This is a genomic window from Mycobacterium sp. NGS61, assembly GCF_059812325.1.
Map to the genome: position 1 here is coordinate 404,367 of NZ_JCALCL010000004.1, position 15,613 is coordinate 419,979.

General features: G+C 66.3%; 17 protein-coding genes and 1 tRNA gene. 11 read left to right on the top strand and 7 right to left on the bottom strand.

The annotated features are described in order from the left end of the window. The first annotated feature begins 78 nt into the window (after positions 1–78). Entirely contained in the window at positions 79–1,953 is a 1,875-nt protein-coding gene (locus AC5Y3Z_RS11955) for an alkyl/aryl-sulfatase (RefSeq protein WP_473138613.1), read from the top strand. Positions 1,954–2,023: 70 nt separating this feature from the next. Here AC5Y3Z_RS11955 and AC5Y3Z_RS11960 read toward each other — a convergent pair whose 3' ends face one another. From AC5Y3Z_RS11960 to AC5Y3Z_RS11980, 5 genes are read right to left on the bottom strand one after another with little or no spacing between them, the layout of a single operon-like run. Continuing rightward, entirely contained in the window at positions 2,024–2,995 is a 972-nt protein-coding gene (locus AC5Y3Z_RS11960) for an NADPH:quinone oxidoreductase family protein (RefSeq protein ID WP_463826136.1), read from the bottom strand. Further along, entirely contained in the window at positions 2,995–3,597 is a 603-nt protein-coding gene (locus tag AC5Y3Z_RS11965) for a TetR/AcrR family transcriptional regulator (protein ID WP_463826135.1), read from the bottom strand. Before AC5Y3Z_RS11965 ends, AC5Y3Z_RS11960 begins: the two co-directional genes overlap by 1 nt. Next, a complete protein-coding gene (locus AC5Y3Z_RS11970) occupies positions 3,594–4,901 on the bottom strand; it encodes an acyl-CoA dehydrogenase family protein (RefSeq protein ID WP_463826134.1) in 1,308 nt (435 codons plus the stop codon). Before AC5Y3Z_RS11970 ends, AC5Y3Z_RS11965 begins: the two co-directional genes overlap by 4 nt. Before the next feature lie 16 nt (positions 4,902–4,917). Next, the gene (locus AC5Y3Z_RS11975) at positions 4,918–5,682 is read right to left on the bottom strand and encodes an SDR family NAD(P)-dependent oxidoreductase (protein WP_473138612.1); all 765 of its coding nucleotides are present in this window, start codon (positions 5,680–5,682) and stop codon (positions 4,918–4,920) included. Position 5,683: 1 nt separating this feature from the next. After that, on the bottom strand, positions 5,684–6,718 hold the full coding sequence (locus AC5Y3Z_RS11980) for a phosphotransferase family protein (protein WP_473138611.1): 1,035 nt from the start codon (positions 6,716–6,718) through the stop codon (positions 5,684–5,686). Between the two features lie 82 nt (positions 6,719–6,800). On the opposite strand from AC5Y3Z_RS11980, the gene AC5Y3Z_RS11985 reads away from it, so the two are divergent. Continuing rightward, complete coding sequence (locus AC5Y3Z_RS11985; protein ID WP_473138610.1) at positions 6,801–7,409, top strand: histidine phosphatase family protein; 609 nt, start codon at positions 6,801–6,803, stop codon at positions 7,407–7,409. Between the two features lie 76 nt (positions 7,410–7,485). Beyond that, positions 7,486–8,532 (top strand): phosphotransferase family protein, encoded by a 1,047-nt coding sequence (locus AC5Y3Z_RS11990; RefSeq protein WP_473138609.1) that lies wholly within the window; start codon positions 7,486–7,488, stop codon positions 8,530–8,532. Here AC5Y3Z_RS11990 and AC5Y3Z_RS11995 read toward each other — a convergent pair. Continuing rightward, positions 8,529–8,897 carry a LapA family protein gene (locus tag AC5Y3Z_RS11995; protein WP_473138608.1) on the bottom strand — a complete coding sequence of 123 codons (369 nt, stop codon included), beginning with the start codon at positions 8,895–8,897 and terminating at the stop codon, positions 8,529–8,531. The two genes, AC5Y3Z_RS11990 and AC5Y3Z_RS11995, sit on opposite strands and share 4 nt — an antisense overlap. Positions 8,898–8,969: 72 nt before the next feature. Here AC5Y3Z_RS11995 and AC5Y3Z_RS12000 point away from each other — a divergent pair, with 72 nt between their 5' ends. Genes AC5Y3Z_RS12000 through AC5Y3Z_RS12020 form a run of 5 tightly spaced genes read left to right on the top strand, consistent with a single transcriptional unit; the run spans position 8,970 to position 12,987 of the window. Next, a complete protein-coding gene (locus tag AC5Y3Z_RS12000) occupies positions 8,970–9,899 on the top strand; it encodes an ABC transporter substrate-binding protein (RefSeq protein ID WP_473138607.1) in 930 nt (309 codons plus the stop codon). Further along, complete coding sequence (locus AC5Y3Z_RS12005; protein WP_473138606.1) at positions 9,896–10,987, top strand: ABC transporter ATP-binding protein; 1,092 nt, start codon at positions 9,896–9,898, stop codon at positions 10,985–10,987. The genes AC5Y3Z_RS12000 and AC5Y3Z_RS12005 overlap by 4 nt, the downstream gene beginning before the upstream one ends. Beyond that, positions 10,987–11,655, top strand: a complete 669-nt coding sequence (locus AC5Y3Z_RS12010; RefSeq protein WP_473138605.1) for an ABC transporter permease — start codon at positions 10,987–10,989, stop codon at positions 11,653–11,655. Before AC5Y3Z_RS12005 ends, AC5Y3Z_RS12010 begins: the two co-directional genes overlap by 1 nt. Continuing rightward, the gene (locus AC5Y3Z_RS12015; RefSeq protein WP_473138604.1) at positions 11,652–12,386 is read left to right on the top strand and encodes an ABC transporter permease; all 735 of its coding nucleotides are present in this window, start codon (positions 11,652–11,654) and stop codon (positions 12,384–12,386) included. The genes AC5Y3Z_RS12010 and AC5Y3Z_RS12015 overlap by 4 nt, the downstream gene beginning before the upstream one ends. Before the next feature lie 46 nt (positions 12,387–12,432). Beyond that, complete coding sequence (locus tag AC5Y3Z_RS12020; protein ID WP_463826419.1) at positions 12,433–12,987, top strand: putative glycolipid-binding domain-containing protein; 555 nt, start codon at positions 12,433–12,435, stop codon at positions 12,985–12,987. Here AC5Y3Z_RS12020 and AC5Y3Z_RS12025 read toward each other — a convergent pair. Next, positions 12,950–13,909, bottom strand: a complete 960-nt coding sequence (locus AC5Y3Z_RS12025; RefSeq protein WP_463826124.1) for a prephenate dehydrogenase — start codon at positions 13,907–13,909, stop codon at positions 12,950–12,952. The genes AC5Y3Z_RS12020 and AC5Y3Z_RS12025 overlap by 38 nt on opposite strands. 76 nt (positions 13,910–13,985) lie before the next feature. Here AC5Y3Z_RS12025 and AC5Y3Z_RS12030 point away from each other — a divergent pair, with 76 nt between their 5' ends. From AC5Y3Z_RS12030 to AC5Y3Z_RS12040, 3 genes are all read left to right on the top strand, one after another. After that, positions 13,986–14,507, top strand: coding sequence for a tRNA adenosine deaminase-associated protein (locus AC5Y3Z_RS12030; protein ID WP_463826123.1), 522 nt, complete (start codon positions 13,986–13,988; stop codon positions 14,505–14,507). Then, positions 14,504–14,971, top strand: a complete 468-nt coding sequence (locus AC5Y3Z_RS12035) for a nucleoside deaminase (RefSeq protein WP_473138603.1) — start codon at positions 14,504–14,506, stop codon at positions 14,969–14,971. Before AC5Y3Z_RS12030 ends, AC5Y3Z_RS12035 begins: the two co-directional genes overlap by 4 nt. Before the next feature lie 29 nt (positions 14,972–15,000). Next, positions 15,001–15,090: transfer RNA gene (locus AC5Y3Z_RS12040), tRNA-Ser, on the top strand. Positions 15,091–15,613 lie beyond the last annotated feature (523 nt).

The following is a 15,613-nucleotide window of genomic DNA, read 5'->3' on the forward strand; positions in this document are numbered from 1 at the left end:
GAGGTCTAGCAACTCAGGAAAATCGGCACTGCATGCGGGCACTTCCGGTGGAATCGCACTAGTGGCAAGGTGGAGACGGTGGACCACAAACCCCCGACCGCAACCATTGAAGCGGCGCATGGCAAACATTCCCTACCATGGCACGACTCAAGGGATTTCGACGACGCCGACCGCGGATTCCTTGCCGCACTATCACCGTGCGTGGTCAAAGCCGCCGACGGCCGGGTGGTGTGGGACAACGACGCCTATTCATTCCTGACCGACTCGGCACCGGTGTCGGTGCACCCCAGCCTGTGGCGCCAATCGACACTGGCCGCCAAACAGGGCCTCTACGAAGTGGTGCCGGGCATCTATCAGGTCCGCGGACTGGACATCTCCAACATCAGCTTCATCGAGGGCGACACCGGTGTCATCGTCATCGATCCGTTGATTTCTACCGAGACCGCCGCTGCGGCGCTGCAGCTGTACCGCACGCACCGTGGTGGGGACCGGCCCGTCGTCGCCGTGATCTACACCCACAGCCACGCCGACCACTTCGGCGGTGTACTCGGTGTCACCTCGCAGGCCGACGTGGACGCCGGCAAGGTGGCCATCCTGGCGCCCGAAGGCTTCACCGAACATGCCGTGCAGGAGAACGTGTACGCCGGTCCGGCGATGCTGCGTCGGGCGACGTATATGTACGGCGCGTTGTTGGACCGGGGTCCGCTGGGGCAGGTGGGGTGTGGTCTCGGACAGGTTGCCTCGACCGGCGAGGTGGCCCTGATCGTCCCGACGATCGATATCCGGACCACGGGGGAGACGCACACCATCGACGGGGTGCAGATCGAGTTCCAGATGGCGCCCGGCACCGAGGCGCCGGCCGAAATGCACTTCTATTTCCCGCAATTCCGTGCGCTGTGCATGGCCGAGAACGCCACCCACAACCTGCACAACCTGCTGACGCTGCGCGGGGCACTGGTCCGCGATCCACGCGCCTGGTCGGGGTATCTCACCGAAGCGATCGACACCTTCGCCGATCGCGCCGAGGTGGTGTTCGCCTCCCACCATTGGCCGACGTGGGGGCGGGAGCACATCATCGAGTTCCTGTCGCTGCAACGCGATCTGTACGCCTACCTGCACGACCAGACATTGCGGTTGCTCAATCAGGGTTATACGGGCGTCGAGATCGCCGAAATATTCCAGCTGCCGCCGGCTTTGGAGCACGCTTGGCATGCGCGGGGCTACTACGGCTCGGTCAGCCACAACGTGAAAGCCGTCTACCAGCGCTACATGGGCTGGTTCGACGGCAACCCCGGCCGGCTGTGGCCACATCCGCCCGAGGCGCTGGGACCCCGCTACGTCGAGGCGCTCGGTGGCATCGACCGGGTGGTGGAACTGGCAAGGTCCGCCTTCGATTCCGGTGATTTTCGCTGGGCGGCAACGCTACTCGACCACGCGATGTTCACCGACGAGCAGCACGGGCCCGCGCGGGAGCTGTATGCGGACACGTTGGAACAGTTGGGCTACGGCGCGGAGAATGCGACATGGCGCAATTTCTTCCTCAGTGGCGCCACCGAATTGCGGGTCGGCAAATTCGGCACCGCCGGCCAGGTCACCTCGCCGACCCTGTTGTCTCAGTTGACGCCCGAGCAGGTCTTCGACGGCCTGGCCATCCGGGTGAACGGTCCGCGCAGCTGGGACCTCGATCTGTCCATCGACGTCACGTTCGCCGATTCGAACACGAATTATCGGCTGGCCCTGCGCAACGGGGTGCTGGTACATCGCCAGGTGTCCGCCGATCCCGCCTCTGCGAACGTTACGGTCAAGCTGGCCAACAAGATTCGACTGCTGCTGGTCGCGACCGGTGACTTCACGTCGCCGGGCTTGGAACTGTCCGGTGACCAGACGGCGCTGCAGTCGCTGATCGAGGTCCTCGATGCGCCCGACCCGAATTTCAACATCGTCACGCCGTAACAACGCTTGTCATCCTGCGCTGGTGGCGTGGGCTGCTCGAACCTCACCGCCATAGCCGCAGGGTCAACGCCTAGTCGGCGACGTCGATGATCACCTTGCCCAGCACCTTGCGGTCGGCGACGTAGCGCAAGGCGGCCGCGGTATCGGCCAACGGGAACCGCGCGCCGATGTACGGACGAATCTTGCCGTCGGCGAACAACTTTGACAGCTCAGCGATGTCGCGCGCGCACTGCTGTGGGTAATCGTCGGCGAACGTGCGGATTTCCATGCCGCGGACCGTCACGTTTTTGAGCATCACCAGGTTGAGCGGAATGGCCGGGATGGAGCCTGCCGCGTAGCCGAGCGTGACGAACATGCCACCCCGGGCGAGACCGCGCAGGGCCGGCTCGGCATACGATCCCCCGACGGGATCGAGGACGACGCGCGCGTTGTCCCCGGTGAGTTCGCGGATACGCAGCTTGAGGTCCTCGTTGTCGTAGTCGACGGTGGCTTCGGCGCCGCGCTCCCGGCACAACGCCAGCTTCGCCGGACTCGACGCCGCCGCCAGCACGCGTGCCCCCATCGCCACCGCCAGATCGACAGCAGCCAGGCCCACCCCACCGGCCGCGCCGAGCACCACCACCCAATCACCTGTCGTCACCTCGGCCACCGAACGCAGTGCGTGATAGGCGGTGCGGTATGTCACGCCGAACGCCGCTGCGGAATCGAAGTCGACGCCATCGGGAATCGGTTCCGCAATAGCTTCTTCCAGCAACGCCAGTTCGGCGAACGCTCCGAACGTGGTGCCGAACACCCGTTGTCCCGGACGCGATGCTGCACCGGGGCCGGCCGCTACCACTTCGCCGGCAATCTCGTTGCCCGGTATGAACGGTGGCGGGATTTTGATCTGGTATTTGCCGGCGACGAACAGCACGTCCGGAAAGTTCACCGCCGCCGAGTGCACCCGCACCAACAGCTGACCAGGCGCCGGAACCGGGTCCGGCATGTCGGACAGCACCAGGTCTTCGGGCGGGCCGTACGCGCGGCAGACGATCGCGCGCATCAACCGACCCCGAGCCCGCGCAGGCAGAACCGCGAAAGGTGCTGTATGTCCGCATGGCCCGGCCGGTCGCAGGATCCCACATACCGCCGCATCATCGCCACCGTGCAACCGTAGACGGCCTCGACGTCGCGATCGACGTCGGCGCTGCCCAGAGCGGTGACCGGTTCGACGAGCAGGTCGCGCAGTGGCCGCATCAGCTCCTGGTCGGCGACGTGCCAGCTGGACAGCTGCCCGGTGACCGCGCGACTCATGCTGATCAGGTGCGGATCGGCGACCTGGGCCAGGGTCCCCTCGATCCAACGGGTCACTTTGTCCTGTGGGCGCAATTCCTTGGCCATCTGATGGTCGAGATAGGACACCACCAGCCCCACCCCACGCTCCATCACGGCCAGGATCAGATCGTCCTTCCCGGCGAAGTAGCGGTAGAACGCCTTATTCGACGAGCCCGCTTCGGCCACGATGTCGCTGACGCGGGGCGGATCCGGTGCGACGCGTTCCATCACCCGCACGGCGGCGGCCAGGATGCGCTCCACTTCCTCGGTGGCGCCGCGTTGCCGGTCGTCGAGAGCGCGTTCGACGGCCGCCACGGCTCTGGTGTTCACGGCGAATCGGGCAGCGCGGGAACGCGATCGATCAGGTCGGCGTACTTCTTCAGCGCGGCCTCGCGGCGCACGTGCAGCATCTCGCTGGGCCACTCACCGTCTTCGGCGTCGTAGCCTTTGAGCAGCATCCGCGCCAGGTTCACCTTGTGCGCCTCGGTGGGTCCGTCGGCCAGGCCGAGTGCGATCCCACCGAGCAACGCGTTCACCAGCGGCAGCTGGTCACTGAGTCCCAGTGCGCCGTGTACCTGAATGGCGCGCAGCGCAATGGACTTCAGTACCTGGGAGGCCAGGATCTTGCAGGCCGCGATCTCGGCGCGGGCGGCCCGCTCGTCCCCGGTGTCGATCAGCCACGCCGCGTGCAGGACGGTCAGTCGGAACGGGATCAACTCGGTGTAGGAGTCGGCGACGAACTCCTGCACCAGTTGTTTGTCGGCGAGCAGACTGCCTTGGGTGAAGCGGCTTTTCGCGCGGCGCGACATCATCTCGACCGCGCGGTGGGCAACGCCGAGCGACCGCATCGCGTGGTGCAGCCGACCACCGGCCAGCCGGGTTTGCAGGATCAGGAAGCCTTGTCCGGCCTCGCCCAGCAGCGCCTCCGGCCCGACCCGCACGTCGTCGTAACGGACCAGGGAATGCCCCGGCTCGTGCGGGTCCGATCCGACCAGGTGGTGGTTGGCCTCGATGGTCAGTCCCGGGGTGCCGGCCGGGATCAAGAAGGTCGACGCGCCGTGGTGGACCGGTACATCGGGGTCGGTGACGGCGACGACGATGAAGAACGATGCCACCGATGCGTTGGAGGAGAAGAACTTTCGTCCGGTGATCACCCAGTCTTCGCCGTCACGCACCGCCCGTGTGGTGAACACCCGCGGATCGGCGCCGCCTTGCGGCTCGGTCATGGAGAAACAGGAGAAGATCTCCCCGGACAGCAGACCCTGCAGGTAGCGGTCCTTCTGTTCGGGGGTGCCGAAGCGCGCGATGATTTCGGCGTTGCCGGTGTCGGGCGCCTGGGTGCCGAAAATGATCGGCGCCCAGGGGCTGCGTCCGAGGATCTCGTTGATCAACGTCAGCTTGACGGCGCCAAAGCCCTGCCCGCCCAGCTCCGGCCCCAGATGCGGGGCCCACAACCCCTGGTCGCGAACCTGCTGCTTGAGCGGATCGACGATCCGGCGCCGCTCCTCGTTGAGTGGCAGGAATTCGCAGCCCGGGAACAACACTTCCAGGGGTTCGACTTCGTCGCGGACGAAGTCGCGCACCCAGTGCAGCTTCTGCTCGAATTCCGGTTCGGTGGAAAAGTCCCACGACATACGAATCTTCCTCTCGTTAGGGGATGCCGCCGTCGGCCCGCACGATCGAGCCGGTGGTGAAACTCGACGCGTCGGAGGCCAGAAACAGTGCGGCACCGACGATTTCAGTCGGATCGCCGGCACGTTTGAGGGAAAGGTGCTCGAACGGGTTGCGCGTCGCCTGATCCAGATTCCACGCCTTGCTGACGTCGGTCAGGAACGGCCCGGCCATCAGTGTGTTGACCCGCACCGACGGGCCGAACGCCTTCGCCAGCGCCTCGGTCATCGCGTTGAGCCCGGCTTTGGCGCAGGCGTACGGAACGATGTCGGGTGTCGGACGCAACGACCCGGCGGTGCTCACATTGATGATCGAACCACTGCCCGCAGCCACCATCCGTTCCCCTACCAGTGTTGAAAGGCGAAACGGCCCTTTGAGATTGAGGTTGATCACCGAGTCGAACAGTTTCTCGGTGACATCGGTGAGCTTGTCGTACAGGGGCGACATGCCGGCGTTGTTGATCAGCGTGTCGACCTTGCCGAAAGCGTCGTACGTCGCCTCGACGAGCCCGTCGAGTTGGTCCCAGCGGCCCACGTGCACCTGGTACGGCAGGGCGGTGCGACCGGTCTGGGACTCGATATCTTTGGCGACGGCCACACAGTTGTCCATGTTGCGACTGGCGATCACCACTTCGGCGCCGCATCGCGCCGCGCCGAAGGCCATCTCGCGGCCCAGGCCACGGCTGCCGCCGGTGATCAGCACTACCCGATCGGTCAAGTCGAAAAGCTGTTCGGCGTAACTCATTTCACCTCCCGCTCGACCGCGCCAGCTCTGCCGCGGTGGCGATCAGCTGGGGGATCATCGCCCCGAACGCGTCTTTGATCTTCGGATCGACTTTTCCGGTCCGCACCCCGGCCGCATATGTCTTTTCCAGCACGATGCCCAGCTTCCAGTTCGCCAGTACCAGGTAGTAGTCGATGTTCTCGGTGGACAATCCGCTGATCGACTCGTAGTGCTGCAAGAGCTCACTGCGGGTCGGCATGCCCCGCATATCCAGATAGAAGCCGTCCGAACGGGGTTGCTCACCGTCGTAGCCGAGCAATGCCCAGGCCAGGTCCAGCAACGGGTCACCGACCGTGGTCATCTCCCAGTCCACGATCGCGGCCAGCCGGGCCGGCTCTCCGTGCGCGAACATCACGTTGGCGAATTGATAGTCACCGTGCATGATGCCGGCCGGGTAATGCGCGGGTCGATTGCGGCGCAACCACTCCGACGCTTCGTCCAGGCCCGGCAAGTCGCGCACCTTGTAGGCGTCGAGAAAGCTCAGCCACCGGTCGACCTGCCGCTCGTGGAAACCGTCCGGGCGGCCGAAACCGTCCAGACCCTGCGCGCGCCAGTCCACCCGTCCGAGCCGTGCGGCGCCCTCGACCAGTTGGAACGCCAGTTCACGCCGGGCAGTCAGGTCGTGGTCGAACGGCGCCTGCCAGCCGCCGTCCATCGGGCTCCACCCGTCGATCGCGCGCATCAGGTAGAACGGCATGCCGAGCACCGATCCGGTCTCGTCGGCGGCGATCAGTTCCGCGTGCGGCACGTCGGTGCCGTTCAGCGCCCGCACCAACCGGATCTCGCGCACCAGTCCGTCGATACGCGCGGCGTCGGCGCGCGGGCCGGGCATGCGCAGCACCATGCGCTCGGGACCGCGCTGCACCAGGTACAGGGTGTTCTGCGAGCCACCGCCCAGCTGCTCCAGCACTGGTTCCACCCCATGGCCGGGCGCCTGATTCGTATCGAGCCAACGACCCAGCACGCCGGTGTCCAATTCAGTTCTGCTCGCCGTCATCGCACACCCCAATCTCCGTAGGGAGAATAGCATTCTCCGCGCTGCACCGAAGCGGCCAGTGCCATCGTGTAAGGGTTGAGCCATGCAACTGCTCCTGGTCCGGCACGCGTTGCCGCTGCGTAGCGATCATGGCGAAGGTTCTGATCCGGAGTTGTCCGAGACCGGATTTCAGCAGGTGGCACGGCTGCCGGAGGCGCTGGCCCGATTTCCGATCGCCAGGGTGGTGAGCAGTCCGCAGCGCCGCGCGATCCAGACCGCCGATCCCGTCGCGCAGGCCCGCGAGCTGAAGGTCGATATCGACGACCGGTTGGCTGAGTACGACCGCGACCTGCAGTCCTACATTCCGGTCGAGCAGATTCGTACCGAGTTCCCCGACGAGTGGGCGCGCATGTCCCGGGGCCACCTGCCCAGTGGCGTCGACGAGGACGCGTTTCGCGCCCGGGTCCGGTCGGCAATCGACGATCTGGTCGCTACGGCCGACCCGGAGGAGACCGTCGCGGCGTTCAGCCACGGTGGGGTGATCAACGTGGTGCTGCACGAGGTGCTGGGCACGGCTCGGTTGTTGTCGTTCCCGATCGATTACGCCTCGGTGAGCCGGCTGTTGTTCTCCCGGACCGGCCAGGCGACCGTCGCGGCGGTCAACGGCACCGAGCACGTGTGGGATTTGCTGCCGCGGAATCAGCGGTGGTGATACGACGATGCAGGCTGGGTGCGGCCTGCGGAGGAGTGAACCAATAGGCAATGGTGAGGCGTGGTAAACAAGTTCGGTGACTTCGGTGGACCGCCTCGACGGCTTGGACCTGGCCGCGCTGGACGGGTATCTGTGTTCGCTCGGCATCGCACGCGACGGTGAGCTGCGTGGCGAGTTCATCTCCGGTGGACGTTCCAATCTGACCTTCCGCGTCTACGACGACGCGACGAGCTGGCTGGTGCGGCGCCCGCCGCTGCACGGGCTGACCCCCTCCGCGCACGACATGAACCGCGAGTTCAAGGTGGTGGCCGCGCTGCAGGACACTCCGGTGCCGGTGGCGCGCACGATCGGGCTGTGTCAGGACGAGTCGGTGCTGGGCGCACCCTTTCAGGTCGTGGAATTCGTTGCCGGGCAGGTGGTGCGGCGGCGCACCCAACTCGAGTCGCTCGGCCGCCGCGCCATCGACGGTTGCGTCGACGCGCTGATCCGGGTCCTGGTCGACCTGCACAACGTCGACCCGGCCTCAGTCGGGTTGGGCGACTTCGGAAAACCGAACGGTTACCTGGAACGCCAAGTGCGACGGTGGGGTTCGCAGTGGGAGTTGGTCCGGCTGCCCGACGACCGCCGCGACGGCGACGTCTCGCGGCTGCATTCGGCTCTGCAGCAAGCTATCCCGCAGCAGAGTCGGACCTCGATCGTGCACGGCGACTACCGGATCGACAACACCATCCTGGACGCCGACGATCCCACCATCGTTCGGGCGGTGGTGGACTGGGAGCTGTCGACGCTGGGCGATCCGATCAGCGACGCCGCCCTGATGTGCGTCTACCGCGACCCCGCGCTGGACCTGATCATCGACACGCAGGCGGCGTGGACGTCGCCATTGTTGCCCACCGCCGACGAGCTGGCCGACCGGTATTCACTGGTCTCCGGGCGTTCGCTGGGACCGTGGGAGTTCTACATGGCGTTGGCCTACTTCAAGCTGGCAATCATCGCCGCCGGTATCGATTTCCGGCGGCGGATGTCTGAGCAGGCCGACGGCCGGGACAGTGTCGACGACGCACCCGAAGTGGTGGCGCCGCTGATCTCTCGCGGACTGGCGGAGATCGCCCGGCTGAGTTAGCGGATGCCGGCGGTCAGGTTTTTCTTGGCCGCGCGGCGCAACTGCAAGATGCGCGCGGTGCCGACGGCCACCGTGAGCAGTCCGCCGGCGACAGCCGCCAGCAGCAGGGCCACCCCCTTGGGCAGGCTCCAATGCCAGCCAAGGAAGGTGAACGACGCGGGCTCGATGTTCTGGGTGACGAAGATCAGCAACAGGATCAGGACCAGGAAGCCCATGAATAGCGACGTCCACAGAGCGCCGGCGCGGGTGAACCGGGAGGCACTGTCCTTGGGTAGCGGACGGGATCGCTCTTCCGGGGTTAGCGCCGGCGGCTCACCGGACGCCTTCTTGTCGAAGGGCGCCGAGCCGGGAGGGTTGCTGCTCATGTCTACATCTTTCTCCCCTTCCACGCGGATTGAAACCAAACCACGCGGGAAAACTTGGATAGTGTCGGCACGGTGAGACTGCTGCGCCGCGTAGCACTTGTCGCGGCAGTGCTGTGCCTGGTCGCTGCCTGCAGCAATCCGGACCCGTTCGGGTCGGGTGCGGGCGGCCCGACGTCTATCGTAGTGGGGTCCGGCGATTTCCCCGAGTCCGAGATCGTTGCTGAGATCTATGCGCAAGCGTTGCAGGCCAATGGTTTTCAGGTCGGACGGCGGATGGGTATCGGCAGTCGCGAGACATACATCCCGGCCCTGAAGGACCATTCCGTGGACCTGGTGCCGGAGTACGTCGGCAATCTGCTGCTCTATTTCGAGCCGAACTCCAAGGCGACGGTCCTGGACGCCGTCGAATTAGAGCTGTACCGACGCCTGCCCGGGGACCTGTCGATCCTCGCCCCGGCGCCGGCCTCCGACACCGACTCTGTCACCGTCACCGCTGCGACCGCGGCGAAGTGGCACCTCAAAACCATCGCAGATCTGGCCGCGCATTCCGCCGAGGTGCGGTTCGCGGCGCCGTCGGCATTCGCCACCCGCCCGGCCGGACTGCCGGGACTGAAGCAGAAATACGGACTCGACATCAGCGCAGGCAATTTCGTGACCATCAACGACGGTGGCGGTCCGGTGACGGTGCGTGCCCTGGTCGAGGGCACCGTGACGGCCGCCAACATCTTCAGCACCTCCCCGGCCGTGCTGCAGGATCATCTGGTGGTGCTCGAGGATCCCGAGCACAACTTTCTGGCCGGCAACATTGTGCCGCTGATGAATTCGCGGCAGAAGTCCGACCGGCTCAAGAACATCCTGGATGCGGTGTCGGCCAAGCTCACCACCCAGGGCATCGCCGAACTCAACGCAGCCGTATCCGGCAACGGCGGCGTCGACCCGGATCAAGCAGCACGAAATTGGCTGAAGGACAACGGCTTCGATCACCCCATCGGCAGCCGATGATCAGATTCGACGATGTCAGCAAGCAATTCGCCGGTGGCACCATTGCCGTCGACCGGTTGACCCTGGACGCGCCTGTCGGCAAGCTCACCGTCTTCGTCGGTTCGTCGGGCTGCGGCAAGACCACGGCGCTGCGCATGATCAACCGGATGATCGAGCCCACTTCGGGCACCATCACCGTGGACGGTGCCGACGTGTCGGCGGTCAACCCGGTGCAGTTGCGCCGCGGGATCGGCTATGTCATCCAGAACGCGGGTTTGTTGCCCCATCAGCGGGTGATCGACAACGTCGCGACGGTGCCGGTGCTCAACGGGCAGTCGCGCAAGGCCGCCCGCGCCGCCGCCTACGAGGTGCTCGAACGCGTCGGTCTGAATCCCCAACTCGCGAACCGGTATCCGGCCCAGCTCTCCGGCGGGGAACAGCAGCGCGTCGGGGTGGCGCGCGCCCTGGCCGCCGACCCGCCGATCCTGTTGATGGACGAGCCGTTTTCTGCCGTCGACCCGGTGGTGCGGCACACCCTGCAGGACGAAATACTGCGGCTGCAAGGCGAATTGCGCAAGACCATCGTCTTCGTCACACACGACATCGATGAGGCGCTGCGGCTGGCCGACCGGGTCGCGGTGTTCGGCTCCGGTGGCGTGCTGCAGCAGTATGCCGAGCCGGCGCAGTTGCTCGCACGCCCGGCCAACGAGTTCGTCTCGAAATTCCTCGGCACCGGCCGGGGGTACCGCTGGCTGCAACTCCTGGACGCGACCGGGCTGCCCGTGCATGACATCGCACTGATCACCACCGGCGAGCTCGCCCGTGCCGAACCGCCGGACGGCTGGGTCCTGGTCGTCGACGACGGGACACCGAAGGGTTGGCTCGACGCCGACGGATTGCGCCGGCACCGCGACGGGCTACCGCTGGCCCACGCCATGACGTCGGTCGGGTCGGTGTTTCACCGCGGCGGCGATCTCAGCCAGGCGCTGGATGCGGCGCTGTCCTCGCCGGCGTCGGTAGGTGTCACCGTCGATGAGGCACGCCGGGTGATCGGCGGCGTCCTGGCCACCGATGTGCTGGCCGCGGCCGAAGCGCTCCGGCGGGCCTGATGCATTACCTGCTGACGCACTTGGACTCCGCGTGGGCGCTCACCGTGATCCACTTGCGACTGTCGCTGGTCCCGGTGCTGATCGGGCTGGCGATCGCGGTGCCGCTGGGGTTGGCGGTGCAGCGCGCCCCGATTCCGCGGCGGTTGACCACCGCGGCGGCCAGCGTGATTTTCACCGTCCCGTCCCTGGCGCTGTTCGTGGTGTTGCCGTTGATCATCGGCACCCGAATTCTCGACGAGGCCAACGTGATGGTCGCGCTGAGTGCGTACACCACCGCGCTGATGGTGCGCGCCGTGCTCGAGGCGCTCGACGCGGTGCCGGGCCCGGTGCGCGACGCGGCGATCGCAGTCGGCTATGCGCCGATCGCCCGGTTGGTGAAAGTTGAACTGCCGCTGTCCATCCCGGTCCTGGTGGCCGGTTTGCGGGTGGTGGTGGCGACCAATATCGCGATGGTGTCGGTGGGTTCGGTGATCGGCATCGGCGGTCTGGGCACGTGGTTCACGGCTGGATTCCAGACCAACAAGAGCGATCAGATCGTGGCCGGCATCATCGCAATGTTCGTGCTGGCGGTGGTCGTCGACGCGCTGATCGCCGTGAGCGGCCGGTTGCTCACCCCGTGGGAGCGGGATCGTGGCATCACCGGGCCGATCGTGGGAGGTGCCCGGTGAACTTCATCGGACAGGCCTGGTCGTTCCTGACGACGGCCGGCAACTGGGCCGGCCCCACCGGGGTGGCCGCCCGCATCGGTGAGCACCTCGAGTACACCGCCCTGGCGGTGGCGGCATCAGCGGTCCTCGCCATCCCGGTCGGGCTGATCATCGGGCATACCGGCCGCGGGCAGGTGCTGATCGTGGGTGCGGTCAACGGGTTACGGGCGCTGCCGACGCTGGGCGTACTGCTGCTGGGTGTACTGATGTTCGGTCTGGGGCTGGGGCCACCGATCGTCGCGCTGATGCTGCTGGGCATCCCGTCGCTGCTGGCCGGCACCTATGCCGGCATCGCCAGCGTCGACCCGCTGGTGGTCGATGCCGCTCGCGCGATGGGCATGACCGAATCGCAGGTGCTGCTGCGCGTCGAGGTACCCAATGCCCTGCCGCTGATCCTGGGCGGACTGCGCAACGCCACCCTGCAGGTGGTGGCGACCGCGACGGTCGCGGCGTACGCGAGCCTGGGGGGACTGGGCCGTTATCTGATCCACGGCATCCAGGAGCGGCAATTTCACACGGCGTTGGTCGGTGCGGTGCTGGTGGCTGCGCTGGCGTTGTTCCTGGACGGCCTGCTGGCGGTCGCGGCATGGGCCTCCGCCCCGGGCAGCGGGCGGCTGAGCAGGCCCACCGACCGAATTGACACCGCAGTTGGTGACAAACGTGTCGCGGCTCCCCCGGAGGTCCTACGGTAGAAGGGTGAACGCAGCCCCTTCGGAACCTTCGCGCGCTTTGACGGCGATGTTGACCTGGCGTGCCCAGGATTGTTCGCGCATGGAATCAGTACGAATTCAGTTGTCCGGCAAGCGAATCAAAGCCAATGGCCGCATTGTGGCCGCGGCTACCGAAACCAGTCCGGCGTTCGGTGCGTACTACGAATTGCAGACCGACGAGTCGGGGGCCACCAAACGGCTCGGGCTCACCGTCACGCTGGCCGAGCGGGAGCGCCAGCTCGCCATCGCACGTGACGAAGAGAACATGTGGTTGGTGACCGACCATCAGGGCGAGAAGCGGGCCGGTTACAACGGCGCCCTCGACGTCGACCTGGTGTTCAGTCCGTTCTTCAACGCGCTGCCGATCCGCCGTCTCGGCATCCACCAGAACGCGGAAGTGATCGCGTTGCCGATGGTCTATGTCAACGTGCCGGACATGTCGGTTGACGCGGCGACCGTGAGCTACGCCAGCGAGGGCCGACTGGACGGCATCAAACTTCGGTCGCCGGTGGCCAACACCACAGTGACCGTCGACGCCGACGGGTTCATTGTGGACTATCCAGGGTTGGCAGAGCGGATCTGATCACGCCACCGGCTCGGCCGGCCGCGGCCAGCTGCTGACGCCAGTTCTCTTCGCCGACGACGACGGCGACGATGTCGGAGCGCGGGAAGCTCTCGTAGCGGGTGCGCGCGGCGTGACCCTGGTTGACCAGGTCGGCGACCGAGCCGTTGACTGCCAGCGAGTCGCGGGCGCGGCCGAGCAACTCGATGATCCGGCTCGTCGCCGGCACCAATTGGCTGGTGTTGGCCTCGCACATGGCGCGCACCAGGTCCGGGGCGGTGCCCGCGACCCGGGTCGCATCCCGGAACGAGCCCGCTGCCAGCGCGAAAGCCAACGGCACTTCGGCCGCGGTGACGGCCAGCGCCTCGGCAAGTAGGTGCGGCAGATGCGAGATGGCGGCGGCGGCGGCGTCGTGCTCGTCGGACTTGGCGGGCACCACTACCGCGCCGCAGTCCAGGGCGAGGGTCAGCACCGTCGACCAGATCGCGGGGTCGACGTGGTCGTCCACACTGATCACCCACGGCGCCCGGTTGAACAGCCCGCCGTGTCCGGCGGCCCATCCCGAGTGCGCGGTACCGGTCATCGGGTGCCCGCCGACGAACCGGTCCGACAGGCCGGCTTTGGCTACTTCGTCGAGCACCGCGGTCTTGACGCTGGTGACGTCGGTCAACGGGCAGTCGGGGGCCAGCGCCTTGATATGGGCGAGCATGCTCGGCAGCGCGGGCATCGGGACGGCCAGCACGATCAGCGCATTGCTGTCCGCTGCGCGCCTCAACACGTCGCCGAGGTCGGTGCTGGCATCGAATCCGTCGGCGCGAGCGCCGGCGGCGCTCGCCACGGACCTGTTGTAACCGAAGACCTCGCGGCCCGCGCCCGCGGCGGCCCGCACAATCGACCCTCCGATCAGACCCAGGCCGAGTACACAAACCGGTGTCCCACTCACAGTCCAAGGTTGGCACAACCGCCCGACCGGGCTTCGTCTGGCCAGGGAGACAGGTCGGGGACTAGCGTAAGCGCCCATGGGAGCACAACGGGCTTCAGCAGCAGGCCCGTCCTCGGACGTTCCGGACGGCTTCGGCGTTGCGGTCGTGCGTGAAGAAGGACGGTGGCATTGTTCGGCGATGGGTGCCAAATCGCTGACCAGTCTGTCGGCGGCCGAGACCGAGTTGCGTGAACTGCGCAGCTCCGGCGCCGTGTTCGGGCTGCTCGACGTCGACGACGAGTTCTTCGTCATCGTGCGCCCGGCCCCCTCGGGGACCCGGTTGTTGCTGTCGGACGCCACCGCGGCCCTGGATTACGACATCGCCGACGAGGTGCTCGACAGCCTGGACGCCGATATCGATCCGGATGACCTCGAGGATGCCGACCCGTTCGCCGAGGGTGACCTGGGCTTGCTGTCCGACGTCGGACTGCCCGAGGCGGTGCTCGGCGTGATCCTCGACGAGACCGATCTCTACGCCGACGAGCAGTTGGGGCGGATTGCCCGGGAGATGGGGTTCGCGGAGCAGCTGTCTGCGGTGATCGACCGTCTCGGTCGGTGAAAGTTCCCGTTTCCGACGAGTCGTTGATCCGGGCCGCGTTGGCGGTGGCTGCGACGGCCGGGCCTCGCGATGTCCCGATCGGCGCCGTGGTAGTCGGTGCTGACGGCACGTTGTTAGGGCAGGCCGTCAATGCGCGCGAGGCACTAGGTGATCCCACCGCGCACGCCGAAGTGCTGGCGTTGCGGGCGTCCGCTGCGGTTCTGGGCGACGGCTGGCGGTTGGCGGGCGCGACCCTTGCGGTGACGGTCGAACCGTGCACCATGTGCGCCGGTGCGTTGGTGCTGGCCCGGGTGGGCCGGCTGGTGTTCGGCGCCTGGGAGCCCAAGACCGGCGCAGTCGGCTCGCTGTGGGACGTAGTCCGTGATCGCCGACTCAATCACCGCCCAGAGGTCCGCGGGGGAGTGCTTGCCGACGAGTGCGCCGCGCCGCTCGAGGAATTCTTCGCTCGCCAGCGATTGGGGTGAGACGCGGATAGTTCGGTAAGCTGCTCGGCGGTGGCGTGTCCGAGCGGCCTAAGGAGCACGCCTCGAAAGCGTGTGACGGCTAAAACCGTCCGAGGGTTCAAATCCCTCCGCCACCGCCAACAGCTGTGCGCTGTATGTCCAGCTAGATTTTGTTGGGTTTGCTGATGGTCCACGCGACGCTGGTGCGGCCACACTTTGGCGTGAATAGAGACGATCTAACTTGTGCCACCCGCGTCGAGGCCTGTCGAAATGAGCCTTCTCCGCCGAATCGATGTCGCGCTGTGGATGCATGCCACACGACATTGATCTTGCCTTCAACGAGATGCGACGCGCGAAGAGTTGTGGTCAGAGCCGGCTGCGCCAGAAGGCTCGATAGTGCAGAGCGCTACCCCCATCAAATATTCGCTGAGGCACCTGATGGAAGTCGAGTAGGAACTCAGTAACCGTCCCGCATGGTCCTGTAAGACCGTTGTCCCGCCGATCTATTCGCGATCCTGCTAGCCTCACACTTGTCGCGCAGTGGTCAGTATTCAGTTGCCGCCGACAGAACGTGACCTTTGTGGACTGTGCCCGAACATCCATCGCAGGGCCAGGACGTCACGTCGGCCGACATTGCGGCGCGGATACATTTCTGTTGTACGC